This is a genomic window from Oceanobacillus longus (assembly GCF_042650085.1).
GTDB classification, from domain to species: domain Bacteria; phylum Bacillota; class Bacilli; order Bacillales; family Amphibacillaceae; genus Oceanobacillus; species Oceanobacillus longus.
The window spans coordinates 52715-69295 of record NZ_JBHSAO010000006.1 but is presented as its reverse complement, the minus strand read 5'-3'; the positions used below and the strand labels follow the sequence as shown (position 1 = coordinate 69295).

20 protein-coding genes and 1 riboswitch are annotated in these 16581 nt (G+C 37.9%); of the genes, 14 read left to right on the top strand and 6 right to left on the bottom strand.

The genetic code is table 11. From position 1 onward, the window contains the following. Positions 1–72: 72 nt before the first annotated feature. From ACFOUV_RS07990 to ACFOUV_RS07970, 5 genes are all read left to right on the top strand, one after another. Positions 73–1161: an HD-GYP domain-containing protein gene (locus ACFOUV_RS07990; RefSeq protein WP_379496229.1), complete on the top strand. Its 1089-nt coding sequence runs from the start codon at positions 73–75 to the stop codon at positions 1159–1161. 77 nt (positions 1162–1238) lie between these two features. Then, on the top strand, positions 1239–2018 hold the full coding sequence (gene yunB, locus ACFOUV_RS07985; protein WP_379496228.1) for a sporulation protein YunB: 780 nt from the start codon (positions 1239–1241) through the stop codon (positions 2016–2018). A gap of 46 nt (positions 2019–2064) precedes the next feature. Beyond that, positions 2065–2246, top strand: a riboswitch (Lysine riboswitch). 156 nt (positions 2247–2402) lie between these two features. Next, positions 2403–3944: a Na+/H+ antiporter NhaC family protein gene (locus ACFOUV_RS07980; protein WP_379496227.1), complete on the top strand. Its 1542-nt coding sequence runs from the start codon at positions 2403–2405 to the stop codon at positions 3942–3944. A 219-nt stretch (positions 3945–4163) separates the two neighbouring features. After that, entirely contained in the window at positions 4164–5702 is a 1539-nt protein-coding gene (locus ACFOUV_RS07975; RefSeq protein WP_379496226.1) for a sodium-dependent transporter, read from the top strand. Further along, positions 5703–5810, top strand: a complete 108-nt coding sequence (locus tag ACFOUV_RS07970) for a MetS family NSS transporter small subunit (RefSeq protein ID WP_379496225.1) — start codon at positions 5703–5705, stop codon at positions 5808–5810. It begins immediately after the preceding gene. A 47-nt stretch (positions 5811–5857) separates the two neighbouring features. On the opposite strand, the gene ACFOUV_RS07965 is transcribed toward ACFOUV_RS07970, so the two are convergent. Both ACFOUV_RS07965 and ACFOUV_RS07960 read right to left on the bottom strand, forming a co-directional pair. Beyond that, positions 5858–6787, bottom strand: a complete 930-nt coding sequence (locus ACFOUV_RS07965) for a M23 family metallopeptidase (protein ID WP_379496588.1) — start codon at positions 6785–6787, stop codon at positions 5858–5860. 69 nt (positions 6788–6856) lie between these two features. Then, the gene (locus ACFOUV_RS07960) at positions 6857–7417 is read right to left on the bottom strand and encodes a YhcN/YlaJ family sporulation lipoprotein (RefSeq protein ID WP_379496224.1); all 561 of its coding nucleotides are present in this window, start codon (positions 7415–7417) and stop codon (positions 6857–6859) included. Between the two features lie 131 nt (positions 7418–7548). Here ACFOUV_RS07960 and ACFOUV_RS07955 point away from each other — a divergent pair, with 131 nt between their 5' ends. Next, the gene (locus ACFOUV_RS07955) at positions 7549–7824 is read left to right on the top strand and encodes a YutD family protein (RefSeq protein ID WP_379496223.1); all 276 of its coding nucleotides are present in this window, start codon (positions 7549–7551) and stop codon (positions 7822–7824) included. Positions 7825–7888: 64 nt separating this feature from the next. Here ACFOUV_RS07955 and ACFOUV_RS07950 read toward each other — a convergent pair whose 3' ends face one another. Continuing rightward, positions 7889–8155 (bottom strand): hypothetical protein, encoded by a 267-nt coding sequence (locus ACFOUV_RS07950; protein WP_379496222.1) that lies wholly within the window; start codon positions 8153–8155, stop codon positions 7889–7891. A 116-nt stretch (positions 8156–8271) separates the two neighbouring features. After that, positions 8272–9690: an amidase gene (locus ACFOUV_RS07945; RefSeq protein WP_379496221.1), complete on the bottom strand. Its 1419-nt coding sequence runs from the start codon at positions 9688–9690 to the stop codon at positions 8272–8274. A 111-nt stretch (positions 9691–9801) separates the two neighbouring features. Here ACFOUV_RS07945 and ACFOUV_RS07940 point away from each other — a divergent pair, with 111 nt between their 5' ends. Genes ACFOUV_RS07940 through ACFOUV_RS07930 form a run of 3 tightly spaced genes read left to right on the top strand, consistent with a single transcriptional unit; the run spans position 9802 to position 11697 of the window. Beyond that, positions 9802–10239, top strand: coding sequence for a DUF86 domain-containing protein (locus tag ACFOUV_RS07940; protein ID WP_379496220.1), 438 nt, complete (start codon positions 9802–9804; stop codon positions 10237–10239). 14 nt (positions 10240–10253) lie between these two features. Next, a complete protein-coding gene (locus ACFOUV_RS07935; RefSeq protein WP_379496219.1) occupies positions 10254–10889 on the top strand; it encodes a helix-turn-helix transcriptional regulator in 636 nt (211 codons plus the stop codon). Positions 10890–10926: 37 nt separating this feature from the next. Further along, the gene (locus tag ACFOUV_RS07930) at positions 10927–11697 is read left to right on the top strand and encodes a TIGR01457 family HAD-type hydrolase (RefSeq protein ID WP_379496218.1); all 771 of its coding nucleotides are present in this window, start codon (positions 10927–10929) and stop codon (positions 11695–11697) included. Positions 11698–11818: 121 nt separating this feature from the next. On the opposite strand, the gene ACFOUV_RS07925 is transcribed toward ACFOUV_RS07930, so the two are convergent. Continuing rightward, a complete protein-coding gene (locus ACFOUV_RS07925; RefSeq protein WP_379496217.1) occupies positions 11819–12334 on the bottom strand; it encodes a phosphatidylglycerophosphatase A family protein in 516 nt (171 codons plus the stop codon). A gap of 104 nt (positions 12335–12438) precedes the next feature. Here ACFOUV_RS07925 and ACFOUV_RS07920 point away from each other — a divergent pair, with 104 nt between their 5' ends. After that, positions 12439–13404, top strand: a complete 966-nt coding sequence (locus ACFOUV_RS07920; RefSeq protein ID WP_379496216.1) for a hypothetical protein — start codon at positions 12439–12441, stop codon at positions 13402–13404. Positions 13405–13425: 21 nt separating this feature from the next. Beyond that, positions 13426–14391, top strand: a complete 966-nt coding sequence (locus tag ACFOUV_RS07915) for a 2-hydroxyacid dehydrogenase (RefSeq protein ID WP_379496215.1) — start codon at positions 13426–13428, stop codon at positions 14389–14391. An 80-nt stretch (positions 14392–14471) separates the two neighbouring features. On the opposite strand, the gene ACFOUV_RS07910 is transcribed toward ACFOUV_RS07915, so the two are convergent. Beyond that, the gene (locus ACFOUV_RS07910) at positions 14472–14696 is read right to left on the bottom strand and encodes a NifU family protein (RefSeq protein WP_017797469.1); all 225 of its coding nucleotides are present in this window, start codon (positions 14694–14696) and stop codon (positions 14472–14474) included. 187 nt (positions 14697–14883) lie between these two features. On the opposite strand from ACFOUV_RS07910, the gene ACFOUV_RS07905 reads away from it, so the two are divergent. The 3 genes from ACFOUV_RS07905 (at position 14884) to ACFOUV_RS07895 (ending at position 16516) form a co-directional block, all read left to right on the top strand. After that, positions 14884–15213, top strand: coding sequence for a YuzD family protein (locus ACFOUV_RS07905; RefSeq protein WP_379496214.1), 330 nt, complete (start codon positions 14884–14886; stop codon positions 15211–15213). 17 nt (positions 15214–15230) lie between these two features. Then, a complete protein-coding gene (gene dapF / locus ACFOUV_RS07900) occupies positions 15231–16082 on the top strand; it encodes a diaminopimelate epimerase (RefSeq protein ID WP_379496213.1) in 852 nt (283 codons plus the stop codon). A gap of 77 nt (positions 16083–16159) precedes the next feature. Next, the gene (locus ACFOUV_RS07895) at positions 16160–16516 is read left to right on the top strand and encodes a HesB/IscA family protein (protein ID WP_379496212.1); all 357 of its coding nucleotides are present in this window, start codon (positions 16160–16162) and stop codon (positions 16514–16516) included. The last annotated feature ends 65 nt before the right edge of the window (positions 16517–16581 follow it).

Sequence of the window (16581 nt, the reverse complement as noted above, 5' to 3'; positions counted from 1 at the left end):
TTCTGATATTATTTAATATGACTAAGGGCTCATTTTGTTGAATCATGTCGATGTAAGGGTAAGGGGATCATTATGAAACTTGCGAGTACGAAATCAATCAAACCTGGAACGAAGCTTGCGCAGTCCATTTATAATGAAAATGGTGTTGTACTGCTGGCAAAAGGCATGTCTTTAACGGAGAGAATGATTAAGAGGCTGCTTAACCAGGGAATTACATACATATACATAGAAGATCCACTGACAAAAGATATTTATCCTGAGTCAATTATCCCGGATCATTTACGTAGAAAAGCGACAGAAACGATTAAAGAAACATTCCATCAGATTAAAAAAGATGGTTTTCTGGATAATCCCTATATTTTAAATAAAAAGGGAAGAGATCTTGGTAATGTGGTCGAGCAGATTCTGAAAGAAATCCAAAACAGTGAAAAATCACTTACACTGCTTGCTGATATTTTTGTTTCTGATAATTATGTCTTTCAGCATTCACTTAATGTCGCAATTTACTCTCTTGCAATAGGGGTTCAAATGGACTATTCAAAAAATGCGCTGTTGGAAATAGGTGTTGGTGCAATGCTGCATGATGTAGGCAAAATCTTCATTGACCCTGAGATTCTACATAAACCAGATCGGCTGACAGATCAGGAATTTGAAATTATTAAAAGTCATACACAAATGGGCTATGACTATTTGCGAAAGCATTCGGGGATTTCCTCTGTAGTTGCCCATTGTGCCTATCAGCATCATGAGCGGCTAGATGGTTCTGGATATCCACGAGGCATTGAAGATAGAGAAATGCTTCCATATGCAAAATTAATTGGTATCGCAGACGTTTTTGATGCTGTAACGAGTAATCGCGTTTATCGTGATGCAATGCTTCCACATGAAGGATTGGAGATCCTTTATGCTGGTGCGATGCGTCTTTTTGATAAAGAGATGGTTGAAGCATTTAAGAAGAGCATTGCAGTCTATCCCGAAGGCTTGACAGTAGAGTTGAGTGATGGAAGGCAAGGTGTCGTTATCAGGCAAAACGAACAACTTTGTGACAGGCCCATCATTCGAATTATCCAGGAAAACGGCAAAGAAGTTGAAGAAGTTTATGAAGTAAATTTGGGAAGAGTCGTGAATGTAACGATTACTTCTGTATTAACGAAGGATTAATCAGTATTCTTCCCCGTGCTTTTACCTATTCTAACCCTCTTAAAACAAGCATAAATTGTTTTGAGGGGGTTTTTGGGTTGAGACATAAGAAGCGTTATCGAAAAAAAAACTTTGCATCGCCTCCAAATAATTTTATAATGATGATTACGTTACTTATATTTGTGTGCAGTGTTGGTCTTAGTATATGGATCATTGATAAGCGGATTGAACCGGTCTTAATGGAAATTGCAGAAGTAAAAACGGATGAATTTGCAACGCGTGCGATTAATTCAGCGGTAAGATTTGCTGAAGAATACAGCTTTGATGAAGTATTGAATATTACCTATGATAATGAAGGCCATGTCGCAACATACAATTGGAATCCCTCTGTAGTCAGTGAAATAAATCGGGTGGCAACAGATCGTGTTGAAGAATTCTTTTTAAATGTAAACAGGGGTGATCCAATTACGTATGATTATTCCCTTCATGATCCTTATGAATATGAAGAAGGGGCAGAGGGACGTGTAGAACAGGATCCGACATTGGTGGAAGTTCCACTAGGTCAGGTTACTGGAAATACAGTCCTGGCAAATTTAGGACCTAAGATACCAATAAATCTCGGGTTAGTTGGAAGTGTAAGGACGAATATTATACGTGAAGAAGAGGAGTTTGGTATTAATGGTTCATGGGTTTCCCTTTATGTAGATGTAGAGGCTGATGTTCAAATAATTATTCCATTCACCACAGATGTGAAGACAGTCAATACAGAAATTTACATTGATGGTGGGGCAATTATGGGGAAAGTACCCGACTTCTATGGTGGTGATGGAGGTGGACCATCCATCTCTGTGCCAAAAGACGACTTGCAGAATGACTGAAAATCTTGTATAGTAAAATCATAATTGAATAAAAACCTTATCAGATCGGTGAGGTAGAGGCGCAAATAATATTAGTAATCAACCGGAGGAGGACAACAGTGATGGTTGGTAAAAGGATTGTTTGCCGAAGTGTAATAAGGGTCAGACTTATTATTGCTGGTACATCTTTGAATAAAGGATGCACTGTCATGCAATGTATACGAATGTGCATGGAGAACTACTGATCGAAATGGAGGATAACGTATATTGTAAAACAATGATGGGTTATTTTCTGTCGTTGTTTTTTTGTGCGCAAAATTAATGACGTATGCTCGTACACCAGGCGTTTCGCAATCAATATGTCCAACTCCCACACATTCGATATTAACTAATGGAGGTAACATCATGGAAGGAACAATTTTATCACTTATTCCAGCACTGCTTATGTTGGTACTTGTCGTACTAACCAGGAAGGTATTGCTATCTTTAGGTGCAGGAATTATCGTTGGAGCTTTATTAATTCATGATTTTAACATTTTAGATTCCTTATCTGAAGTTTGGATGGTTTTTTATACTATCTTTGTTTCAGAAGGATCTTTAAATACAGGAAATCTGCTGTTATTAGGATTCTTATTATTATTAGGTATGATGACAGCATTTCTTCAAGCGTCAGGCGGCAGCAGGGCGTTTGGGGAATGGATGATGAAACGCGTCAAAACCCGAACTGGTGCGCAAGTAATGACAAGTGTTTTAGGTTTAATTATATTTATCGATGATTACTTTAATAGCTTGGCTGTTGGACAAGTTGTAAGGCCATTAACAGATAGACATAAAATCTCTCGTGCAAAACTAGCTTATTTTATCGATTCTACGTCTGCACCCATCACAGTTATTTCGCCAATTTCAAGCTGGGGTGCATATATAATAGGTATACTAGGTGGATTGTTTGCTGCTAATGGCATTACGGATATGCAACCATTAACAGCATTTATCCAAATGATCCCTCTTAATTTATATGCACTTTCTGCAATATTGCTTGTTTTCATGGTTGCCTATTTGAAGCTGGATATTGGCCCAATGCGTAAACATGAAGAACGTGCCATTAATACAGGAGCAGTATTGGATCCGGAACAGGATAAGGTACCTGGAGATTTAAGTGATACATTTAATCCACATCAATCAGGTAAAGTATACCATCTATTACTGCCGATTATTATTTTAGTCGTTGGTACAGTTCTATCGATGGTTGTTACTGGTGCCAATGCAAGTGATAATGTAACTATATTAACCATCTTTGCTAATACAAATGTTAATTTATCACTGTTTATAGGTGGAGTTGCTGCTGTTGTAACATCATTCGCATTTCATGTTAACTTAAGCATACCAAAGGCGAATGTAGGGAAAATCTTTTTTGAAGGTATTAAAACCATGCTTCCAGCCATTTATATTCTTATTCTTGCATGGATGATTGGTTCTATTATCGGAACAATTGAAACCGGAACGTATTTAGCAGAAATAGTGAGTGAAGCGTCCATCAGTTCATCGATGTTACCAGTTCTGTTCTTTATCATTGCTGGATTAATGGCTGTTTCAACTGGAACATCATGGGGAACATTCGGTATCATGTTACCAATCGCTGCTGAAGTTGCGGCCGTCTCTGACATGGAGATGCTTCTACCGTCCTTGGCTGCAGTACTTGCTGGTGCCGTTTTCGGTGATCATTGTACACCAATTTCAGATACCACGATCCTGTCTTCTACAGGTGCAGGTGCGAACCATATTGACCACGTGTTGACACAGTTACCATATGCACTCATTGCTGCTGGGGTAGCTATTGTAGGTTATTTATTGGTAGGTCTAATGAATATGGTATTTGTTCCACTATTCATTTCACTAGCTCTTGTGTTGCTAATTGGTTTCCTCATTCATTCAATCAAAAGTAAATAATAACAAATAAAAAATCTTTCACCCTATTTGGTGAAAGATTTTTTTGTTAGGAATGAGGGTAATAAATAGAAGATTTAAAAATTACTTTGACATAGGTGAAAAGTACCGATATAATACAAGCATAAATGTTAGAAAATAATAAACATTTTAAACATTCATTTTCACCATGATGCATAGCATAGTATTGCTAGTAGAAGAGAAAAAGGGGGAGGTTTATACATGGAAACACGTTCACAGTGGGGGACAAGAGCTGGTTTTATATTGGCAGCTGTTGGATCAGCGGTTGGTTTGGGAAATATTTGGCGTTTTCCAGCGGTTGCTTATGAAAATGGTGGTGGAGCATTCTTTATTCCTTATTTATTTGCACTGTTAACTGCTGGGATACCGATACTTATTATGGAATTTACCATTGGACATAAGTATCGAGGATCAGCTCCTTTATCGTTCAAAAGAATGAATAAGAAAACAGAATGGCTCGGATGGTGGGGGGTATTAGTCGCATTTGTTATATCTACGTACTACTCTGTTATCATTGCCTGGGCAATATCCTATTCTATATTCTCATTTAATGGTAGTTGGGGAACAGATACAGAAGGATTCTTATTTGGTGAATACCTGAATTTGGCTGAAGTCCCGGGTCAAATAGGAAGTTTAGTTCCTGGTGTATTCATTCCATTAATTATCGTTTGGGCAGTTGTTTTAGGTATTTTATTTAAAGGTGTGAAAAAAGGAATTGAAATTGCAAATCGAATTTTTATACCAGCTTTAGTAATTCTTTTTCTTATTATTGTTATTTATGCATTAACATTACCTGGTGCACTTGCAGGGTTGGACGCTTTCTTTGCACCTGATTTTGCCAGGATAGCTGATCCTGATGTGTGGGTAGCGGCCTACGGACAAATATTCTTTAGTTTATCTATTGCATTTGCAATAATGATTACCTATTCCAGTTACTTACCAAAGAAATCCGACATAACAAATAACGCATTTATTGTTGGGTTTGGTAATTCTAGCTTTGAATTGCTTGCTGGTATTGGTGTATTCGCTATTTTAGGATTTATGGCAACAGCAGCTGGTGTAGGAGTTGATGAAGTAGTAGCTGGAGGGGTAGGATTAGCTTTTGTAGTTTTCCCTGCAATTATTAATGAATTCCCATTCTTCAATGAATTTTTCGGCTTTTTATTCTTTGCTTCATTAGTTCTGGCGGGATTAAGCTCATTAATATCAATTACGGAGACATATGTCGCTGGTTTAGTAGACAAATTCAACATTTCCAGAACAAAAGCAGTACTTTTCGGTGGCGGTTTAGCTGCGGTAATTTCACTTCTTTATGCTACACAAGGTGGTCTTTATTTCCTTGACGCAGCAGACTATTTCATTAACCAATTCGGAGTTGCATTGATAGGGCTAGTGGAAGTTGTAATGATTGCTTGGGTATTGCGTGAACTAAAAGGTCTTCAAACACATGCTAACGGAATATCCGATATTCGACTGGGTTCATGGTGGACGATTTGTTTAAGTGTTGTGACACCAATCGTATTGGGTTATATGATGTTTGGATTGTTCAAACAAAACCTTTTAAAAGAATTTGATGGTGCTACTGGTAACTATGAAGGCTATTCGGATACCTTTATTATGTTTGGTGGATGGGCAGTTGCAGCTGCAGCTTTGCTTATAGGTATTTTACTCTCTCTTACAAAATGGAAAACATCGGCTACAATTGAGGAAGAAAAACAAAAGACTGGGGAGGCAAAATAAATGAGTGGTGGAGCGATATTTGTAATGTGCCTCGGTATCGTTATTATATGGGGTGGACTCGGAGCAAGCATTTGGTACGCAATCAAAACTTCAAAAGTGGCAAAGTAATGATTAAAAAGAGAAGAACCTTTATCATTGGGATAAAGGTTCTTTCTTTAGCTTTTATCTTTAGCCATGCGCTCCCATTTTATTAAATATGGATAGGGATCGAAGGACCATTCACTGTATCCGTTATCCTTATACATTCCATAATGCAAATGTGGAGGGAATTTCCCGGATGTACCAGGAGGTCCATACCCTGTTGAACCGACACTTCCGATAACATCGCCAGGCTTAACAACCTGACCAACTTTAATGTCATCACTGAATCCACTCATATGTGCATAATAATGATATATATTGAATATATCCCGAATACCAACCCGCCAACCACCATATAAATTCCAACCCATCATTTCGATAACGCCGTACGTAGTTGAATGAACAGGAACCCCGTAACTTGCAAAGATATCCGTTCCTTCATGGATTCGATTACCTCCGAATCCTCTCCTGTCACCCCATGTGTTCCGATAACTGTAATTGTGTTTTATGGCTACTGGAAAGTCTCTGTCCGTTAAATTTATACCCTGAAAGGTCTGGAATACCTTTGAAGTATTCATGATGGTTTGAACCGTTAAATCGCGATTGTAATGATTCCACAGTGCAATTCGAATTTCATCTTTGGATGGACCATATTCAAGAAGAATCATTGCCATTGTGTATAGAACATCTTCTTCGTTACCTGGGTCTGCAATTCCATCTCCATTACCATCTTTGCCTTTCCCATTGAATGTGTCGATGAGAGCTATGTCTTTCAGCAACGAACTGTTACCAGGCCCAAACCAAATTTCAGGCATAATTTCTATCGAGATGAGTTGCTCAGGTTCATCACTGTTCTTCATATTACGTTCATAATTATCAATTGCTGCTAAATAATACCATGGAATCTGCGTGAGTGCTTCTGTTTTCTTAAAGAGCGCCATGCGTTCATCATAAATATCTTCTTCCGCATGAACATGAAAAGGATAGAAGAAAAGAAACATCATACTAAAGCATGTTATGGTTGCCCGAAAGGACATTTTCTCACCTCCAGAAAGAATTATTTTTTCTATTTCCTATTTTTCCTGGTCATTAGTTAGACCTTGTGAGGATTTTTGCATTTCTTCAATAATCATATTAATCGTGTTATCGTAATCGCGATTTTCTGTTGAAGAATTATGCAGACTTTGAATGTCATACATGAGTGTTTCGTTGTCGGAAACATAAATATCGAAATAACTTGGCATGATAGACATCGCAGTTTTTTTGGCAATATCAGCAGCTTCTTCTTCAGCTGTATTTTCATTTCTGTCATAAGCAATTAGAACTTCTCTGTCCGTTACAAGGGTAGACACTTCATTAAAACCATTATTTTTTAAAATAATTCTGGTAATCATATCAGCCATCTCATTCCGGTCGATCGAAATCTCCTTATCGTTGTTTATCGTATCATTTTCAAATTGTTCTTTTGTATATCGGACATAGCCAATTTGATCATCGTCTGCAGGAGCTTCGTAATTTCTCGAAGGGTCCAATTCGTCTGCAATTTGTTCCTGTTCTGTCATTGTATTATCTGTTGTATTGCATCCAGTTAAGAATGTAGTAACAGCAAGAGCTATAAAAATGAGTGATTTCATATTCTTCCTCCTAACATATTTATTAGATGCCTTTAGTTTCTATAAAAAGCAAAAAATAATGCATGAAATATTTCTGGTTTCCATATCGCTTCATGTGGTAAACTAGAATCAGTTTAAGTGGGGTGAGTTTCTTGGTTGAATTGAACGGAAAGAATTATGAAATTATTGAAGATATTAAAGATGGATTTCAGGAAGAAGCAATAAAAGCCCGCTATTCCGAAATCCTGGCGAAGTATGATTATATTGTAGGGGATTGGGGATATGACCAGCTCCGATTAAAAGGATTTTATAAAGATAGAAATGCAAAAGCAGCGATTGATTCAAAAATAGGTACGTTAGATGATTACTTGCTGGAGTACTGTAATTTTGGATGTGCGTATTTTGTACTGAAGAAATTACCCAAATAACATAAATCATTCTACATACAATAAGCGACTGCAGTTTATAATTTGAACTGCAGCCTTTTTACTCTCAATCCCCAAGCTTATCTTTTTCATCGTCTGTCGGATGTGAGCCATCTGCCTGTCTTGGTAAACCTTCGTGTTGGTTCTTATCTGGAAAAACAAAAGCACTGTCACGATACTGTCCTTCTGTCCATGGTTCAGACTTACCTGTAACCTTTTCATCTTTATTAATTGCGGAACCATAGGAACCTTCAGGGAATTCTTCTGGAATCAACTGATTATGTTGTTGATTAACGTTTGGAAAATCGGAATACGGTTGCTTTTCTTTACGCAAAGTTAGTTCCTCCTTTCTTACGGATAGCTTTTGCAATAAAGAGAAAGCTATAACCTTTTTGACAAAAATAAAAACGGCACTTCCTTGTAACATTGGAAGAACCGTCTTTAAATTTTTTATGTGGAACGAATATAGCCTCTAAATTTTTTCTCCAATAGTCTCCCTATTCGGAACAGGGCGTCTTCATTGCCTGTTGCGCTCATTATTTGAACACTAACTGGCATATTGTTCTCATCTACACCTACGGGAACAGTTAATGCAGGAAGGCCCCATACATTCGCATATGCTACATACGGCATAAAATTTAGGAATGTTTTTCTAATGGAGAAAATTTCCTTAAAGACCTGACCATGTGGGAGGGCACCTGAATGATATACGGGGAAAATCAGTAGCCGATTCTTTAAATAAGCCGCCAGTAATTCATCGCCCTGTTCCAATGTTTCTTCAATCTCACTTACCCGCTTCAATGACGGACGGAACATTTTTGATCCCATAATTGCCCAGGAAAGATATGGATGCACCTTTGTCCGTTGGGTTAACTTTTCTTTGAAGAAAGAAGTATAAACATTTGATCTGTCATTGTTGTATGCTTCCAATTCAATTAATTTGCTTCCCTCAATGGACATTATTTCCTGCCAGATTAATGAGCTATTTTTAAAATAAGGAGGGACAGCCCGCTTGGTGGAGTATGTTTTCCCCAAAAATATTTCAAGTTGATCAAGAATTTCCTTCGTTTTTTGTGATAAAGGATAGTCTGTACTTCCTGGTAATATTTCAATTCTGAACCGATGCAATGGTTTAGAATCCAAGGAGGATCCTGTAAGTATTTGATACAATAATTTCATGTCTTGTACCGATTTACCCATCGGACCAATCGTCATCATGCGTTCCTGTAGCGGATGCACTACTTGAGGAATATGTCCAATTGTGGAAACTTGGTTCATTCCGGGCTTGAATCCGATGACACCATTAAAATGAGAAGGAAAACGAATGGATCCACCAATATCCGAACCGATGCCTGCAGCAGCACCGCCGACTGCGAGAAGTGCACCTTCTCCACCGCTGGAACCACCCGCAGTGCGACTTACATCCCAAGGGTTGTTTGTTCTTCCATATAATTTATTTTCCGTTTCCTGACAAAAACATAATGCAGGAGTGTTCGTTTTACCTAAGATAATAGCACCAGCATTCTTTAATCGGGTAACAACCTCAGCGTCCTCTTTGGAAATTAGATCCTGACGATGCTCTAGTCCTGCGGTTGTTTTCATCTCTGTGACGTGTAATGATTCTTTAATGCTGATAGGAACACCATGTAACGGCCCTTTTACTTCATTTCTTTCAATCATGGCATCCATTTCGTATGCATCTTCTAAGGCTTTCTCAAAGCGATTTTCAACCATAGCATTAATTTTAGGATTTTCTTCTGAAATATGGTTGATATAGGCCGTAACCGCTTCCGAACTTTTTATTTCCCGGTTTTGAATGGCATTGGCAATTGCCGTTGCATCCATATCGATAATCAATCTTTCTTTCATTTGCTTCCCCTCATCATAAATATCATTACATTTAAATATATCATGTTTTAGCTAATATTCATAAAGAATATGATATGATAAAATTATAGACAGTTAACGGGGGGAATATGTATGTATTTCGTAGACCGAAGTAAAATTGAGCAAACGCTTTTATATATGGAAGAAATTCTAAATGAAATGAAGAAACAATCCTTCAGCAGTTCGATGGAAAAATTTAGTTTGGAACGGATGGTTCATGTGCTGATTGAATCTACGCTCGATGTTGGAAATATGATGATTGATGGTTTTATAATGAGGGATCCGGGGAGTTATGAAGACATTATCGATATTCTGATTGATGAAAAAGTGATACCATCAGAAGAAGAGCAGGCATACAAGTCATTCATCAGTCTCCGCAAAATGCTCGTTAATGACTATACCGATGTCGATCATGTCATATTGCTTCATACGATGACCGAATATGGAGAGGTATTAGACCAGTTCAGCAGCAATATTCGAACATATTTAACGAATGAGCTTGGCGTAGCTAACGCTTTTTCAAATGAATGAAGGTGATGGATTAAATGAGTAAGCGTACATCGACAAAAGAGAAACTACTTATGGTCCTGAAAAAGAAAAACTGCTTAACGATTGGATCTATTATGGAGCACTTTACGATTTCAGAAATAGCTGTTAGAAAGCAGATTCATGAACTAGTACAGCAAGGTCTAGTAAAGCAGAAAACCAATAAGCATAAACTTGGTCGACCATATCTTACCTACGATCTGACAGAGAAGGGCCATGAAACGTTCCCTAACCAATATAAACGTTTTCCTGTAGAATTGCTTCAAGATTTGGAGGAATTACAAGGAAAACAGGCAGTTCACGAGCTGTTGAATAAACATACCGATCGAGACAAAATCTACTTAACTAAAGCAATTCAATCAGATGACTTTGATGAAAAGATAGCTGAGATGACGAGTATTCAAAATAAAAAAGGCTATATGCTTGAAGTGGAAAAATCGAAATCGGGTGACTATAGGATAAATAATTATAATTGTCCAGTTGCAAATATTGCTTCTTGTTATCATCAGATGTGTACAAATGAGAAAAAGCTATATGAAGAAGTCTTCCCGAAAAGTGAAGTCGAAGCTCATTCTTTTATCGCAAAAGGGGAGCCAATTTGCAGATGGACGATAACAAAACCGGAAGGAAGATGACAAAAACATCTTCCTTTTCGTTGAAAGAAGGATTTGCATGAAAAAGTATAAAGGGTATTTAATAGACTTGGATGGGACAATGTATCGTGGGACGGAGCCGATTGATGGCGCGGCAGAGTTTGTCGATATACTTTCCAAAAAGGGGATCCCGTATCTTTTTGTCACCAATAACTCCTCCAAAACACAGGAAGACGTATCCAATAAGTTAAATTCAATGGGTATAAAATCCGAGCCGAATCAGATCGTTACAACAAGTATGGCGACAGCAAATTATATCCGGTCTCAGAAAGAACATGCCCGTTGCTATATCATTGGTGAAGAAGGGCTTCACCATGCTTTAGAAGCAAGCGGCATGGTAATAACGGATGAAGATTGTGATTTTGTTGTAACTGGAATTGACAGACAAGTGACCTATGAAAAACTTACAAAGGCATGTCTAGCAGTAAGAAGCGGTGCTACATTTATATCTACCAACAGTGATATTGCGATTCCAACTGAACGCGGTCTCCTTCCTGGAAATGGTGCATTAACTTCTGTTGTTGCAGTAAGTACCGGTCAACAACCAATTTTTATTGGAAAGCCAGAAGCAATTATTATGGAAGAAGCTCTAACTATTCTCGGACTAGATAAAGAGGAAACGTTAATGGTAGGCGATAATTACAACACAGATATGATGGCTGGAATTAATGCAGGGATGGATACATTAATGGTTTTTACAGGCGTTACCCCTTATCGTGAACTGCCAAATTTAGTCATTCAACCAACATATCATGTGCACGGACTAAGTGATTGGATAGCTTCTATTTAGTAATAGCCAATTACACTAAAAATAATAGTTCACAAAGAAAAGGACATGTGCAATTTTCATTCACATGTCCTTTTTATTATTTATTAATAAGTTAGTCTAGGAGATGATTACAAAAATCAAATTAAATATCGACATCAGCCAAGTCTTCTGCATCGCTATGTGCTAATCTGCTTGAAGCTGCAGCGGCAATTGCTCCGACAATGTCATCAAGGAAAGTATGAATCTCGCCACTTGATTTATCATTTAACTTCTTCAAAATTCCTGGTTTTTGTTTATCAATATATCCGAAATTGGTCATTCCGATGGAGCCGTATACATTAACGATTGATAATGCGATAACTTCATCAACACCGTAAAGTCCTTCATCTATTTCGATTGTTTTCTGTAATGGTTGTTCAAGTTTTTTCTGCTCTGCAAGAACATCTAGCTGAATCCCTGTCAAAATGGCATTTTGAACTTCTCTTTTGGTAAGGACGCGGTCTACATTATGTCGGCATATATCCATGGATAAATTTTCATGATATTTGGATTGTAAATAATAGACCAGCTCTGCAATATCATCAAGCCCTACGCCGCGTTGCGTCAGTAATTGTCTTGCTTTAATTTCAAGTTCGCTTTTTTTTGTATATTTAGTCATAAGATCACCTTTTCTTTATTATAGTTAAGTTATCTTTCTTTCATTCATACACTTTTATTATAGGCGGAAGTTCATACACGAAAAAGAAAAAAGGAGAGATTGCTTTGCCATTGAAAGAGATGTTGAATATCCATTACCGTATCCAAACGGATGATAAATTATTTCTGGGAGAAAAAGAAGGATACAGACAGGATGATAATATCTATGTTACCATTTCTGGAAAGAACAGGGAAACAATACTAATGGAACAAGCAGCCTTATCTTACTATTTAAGAGAAAACGAAGTGGAAATGCTTGCCATACCGATTCCAAATATGAATGGGGAATGGTATACATCCTATGCTGAAGACTCCTATATGGTTTTGCATGTAAAGAATGCGAATCAGCAGTACAGTAAACCGATTGGAATTAAATTAGCGGAATTCCATCAAGTTGGTTCCAAATTCAGTTATGAGCCTAAGTCGATTTCAAGCTATGGCAAGTGGAAGGATCTGTGGATAGAAAAATTAACCGCATTTGAGAAAGGAATCGAAGCGCAAGCACAGGAAACACCTAATGAGTATTATCGTATACTGATGGATTACCTTCCTTATTTAATTGGTGTTAGTGAAAATGCCATTCAATATTTACAGGAAAGTGAGCGGGAACAACGTATCTTAAGTACGGACCAAGGGACAACAACATTTATTCGATTCGATTCTTTTATGGAACAATCCATTATTTGGGCAGATCAACTAGCATATGACCACCCTTCAAGAGACATTGCAGAATATATACGTTCGACTTTCTTAAAAAATGACCGTTCGGAAAAAATAATAAACTTTCTAAATGATTATCAGACTATTTCACCGTTATCTATCTTTGGATGGCGATTAGTGTACGCACGACTACTGTTTCCTATACATCTCTTTGATTTTATAGAGAAAGGGTTTGTGACTACACCGAATGCAAACGAATTAAGAAGAATCATGAAAGTGCAAATAGATTACGAAAAACGCTTAAGTAATTTTTATGAGACCGTAGGGGTGGATACTGAAAGTTGGGAGATTCCTGTGGTACAATGGCTGTAAAGATTACAAAAGGGTGATTCCGTGGATAAGGCAAGTATTTATATTACGCGAAAGATACCGAAGACATTGCTTTCGAATTATGAGGAGCACTTTACATTCCGGATGTGGGAGAAAGAGGATGAAAGCGTACCAAGGGATGTATTGCTGGAGGAAGCAAAAACAGTAGATGGATTACTCACGGTGCTTAGTGATCAGGTTGATGAAGCGTTGCTTTCCCAAGCGGTGAACTTGAAAGTAGTTGCCAACTTAGCTGTTGGCTATAACAACATTGATTTAAGTGCAGCCAAAAAACATAATGTCCTTGTGACCAATACACCGGATGTGCTTTCAGAAACAACAGCAGATCTTGGGTTTGCATTGTTGATGGCTACGGCGAGAAGAATTATTGAGGCAAATGAATTTATAAAAAACGGTGAGTGGAAAGATTGGGCACCATACTTGTTGGCGGGAGCTGATATTCACCATAAGACAATTGGAATTGTAGGGATGGGTCGAATTGGTGAAGCAATCGCAAAACGCGCAACCGGGTTCAATATGAATATTCGTTATCACAATCGGTCACGGAAGGAAGATGCAGAGAAAAACCTCGGAGCAGTTTATTCGAGTTTTGATGATTTGTTGAAAGAATCTGACTTTATTGTTTCGGTCGTTCCTCTGACAAAGGAGACGGAAAATATGTTTAATAAAGATGCCTTTCAAAAAATGAAATCATCTGCCATTTTTATTAATATATCCCGTGGAGATGTTGTTGAAGAATCGGCATTATTCGAGGCATTAAAGGAAAATAAAATTAGAGGTGCTGGGTTGGATGTCTTTCGTGAAGAGCCGATTCATAGCGACAATCCGCTCATAGGTCTGAAGAATGTAGTATGTCTGCCACACATCGGATCGGCAAGCGATGACACACGTACGGCAATGATTAGACTGTGTTTGGATAATATTAAAGGAGTAATAGGGGGAATGGGTGCGAAAACACCTGTTGGTTGAGGCATTGCTTATGGGTAGTATAGTAGTATAAAAAAGGCAGACAAAAGTTTGTCTGCCTTCTAATATATAATTTTTTGTCCTTAAAATACTTGTTCGATCTCTCTAACACCAGGAACTTCTGCCATAAGCGCGCGTTCAATTCCTGCCTTTAATGTAATCGTGGAACTTGGACAGTTTCCACATGCACCCATAAGACGAAGAAGAACAACACCATCTTCATCCACGTCGATTAGCTCAACGTCTCCACCGTCGCGTAGTAAGAATGGACGTAATTTATTTAATACTTCTTGTACTTGCTCTTGCATATCCATCTACTCCTTTCCATATTCCCATTATAAATTGTAAATGCGTAAAAATCTATCTTAAATTTATTTATGTCTCCAGTTATTTATAGTTTATCTTTTTATCAAGATTTTGTAAAATAAAAGTAACTACATACAAAAGCGGAAGTGTGCGTTAAGCCGAACAAAACTGGAAGTAGGAGGAAAATGGATGGAAACAAAGAAAGTAACGATTACAATTTATGGAGCGGAACAGATTTGTGCGAGCTGTGTTGGGGCTCCAGGATCAAAGGATACGTATGAATGGCTTCAGGCAGCAATTGGGAGAAAGTATATGGATGACCCAATTGCATATGAATATATTGATATCAACCAACCTCCAGAGGTGGAGGAGCATAAACAGTTTGTGAAACAAATTTTTGAAGAAGATCTATTTTACCCAATTGTCTTCGTAAATGATGAAATGGTCGCAGAAGGTATTCCGCGCTTGAAAACAATCTATCAATCATTGGACAAATATGGCATACCATTACAGTCATAAGGAAAGCAGGGAATGAAATGGAAATACCTTTTATAAAAATGCACGGGCTAGGAAATAATTATATCTATATTGATTTATTCCAACACAATTTAGAAGAAGAAAAGCTAGCAGATATTGCCGAAAAAGTTTCAAATGTTAATACAGGAATTGGATCAGATGGCATGATATTGATTCATCCGAGTGATAAGGCAGATCTCGGTATGCGAATTTTCAATAAAGATGGCTCTGAAGGAATGAGCTGTGGGAATGGTTTACGCTGTACGGCAAAATATGCATATGAGCATGGCATCGTAGCGAAAGATAAATTCACCATTTCCACAAAAGCTAATGTCGTGGAATCGGAAGTTACTGTTAATGGTGATCAGGTTGAAGAAATTACGATTAATATGGGAGCCCCATATCTTCGCCGGATGGATATTCCTATGATGGGAAATGATGACCCTAAAGTCATATCTGAACCGTTTATCATTAGTGGCCAAAAACTGGAAGTAACCGCAGTATCGATGGGTAATCCGCATGCCGTGTTTTTTGTAGATAGCATTGGAGAAGCTCCATTGTATGAACTTGGACCTAAAATTGAAAAAGATATGCGCTTTCCAGAAGGCGTGAATGTGGAATTCATTGAAGTAGTATCACAGAATGAGATTAATTTCTGTGTGTGGGAGCGTGGTTCCGGAGTCACACAGGCATGTGGGACTGGCGCATGTGCAGCAGTCGTCGCATCTGTTTTAAATGAATACGTGAAGCGGGATGAAGATATTGTCGTCCATTTGGCTGGTGGAGATTTGACAATTAAATGGGATGAAAAAGGCGATGTTTGGATGACTGGTGGAGCAGATGTAATCGCTACAGGAACGTTTCAGTATTAAAATATAGATATTAAATAGTTGAATAACGTCTCTTCTATTTGTATACTTAAGGTAGAAATAAAGAGGAGGTCCGTCAAATGGTCATTAACATAACGGAGAGTGCCAGTGCCCAAATCAAAGAAATGATGAAAGAAGAGTCGGATAACGTACATTTCCGCTTTGGTATCAAAGGCGGCGGTTGCAGCGGATTATCCTATTCAATGGGTTTTGATTATGAAGTAAATGAAGAATTAGATGTCGTGGAAGATATAAAAGGAATTCCTGTTGTATTATTCAATCAGGACGTCGCTATCATAGAAGGTACAACAATCGATTTTAAACAAAATATGATGGGCGGCGGATTTAGCATTGATAATCCGAACGCAATCGTATCATGTGGCTGTGGGTCGTCTTTCCGCACGAAAGATAAAGTAGGAAGCCCAGGAGACTGTTAATAGAAACCGGAGCGTGATAACACGCTCCGGTTTCTTTGTTTTTATACAATCGTTATGAATGTTAC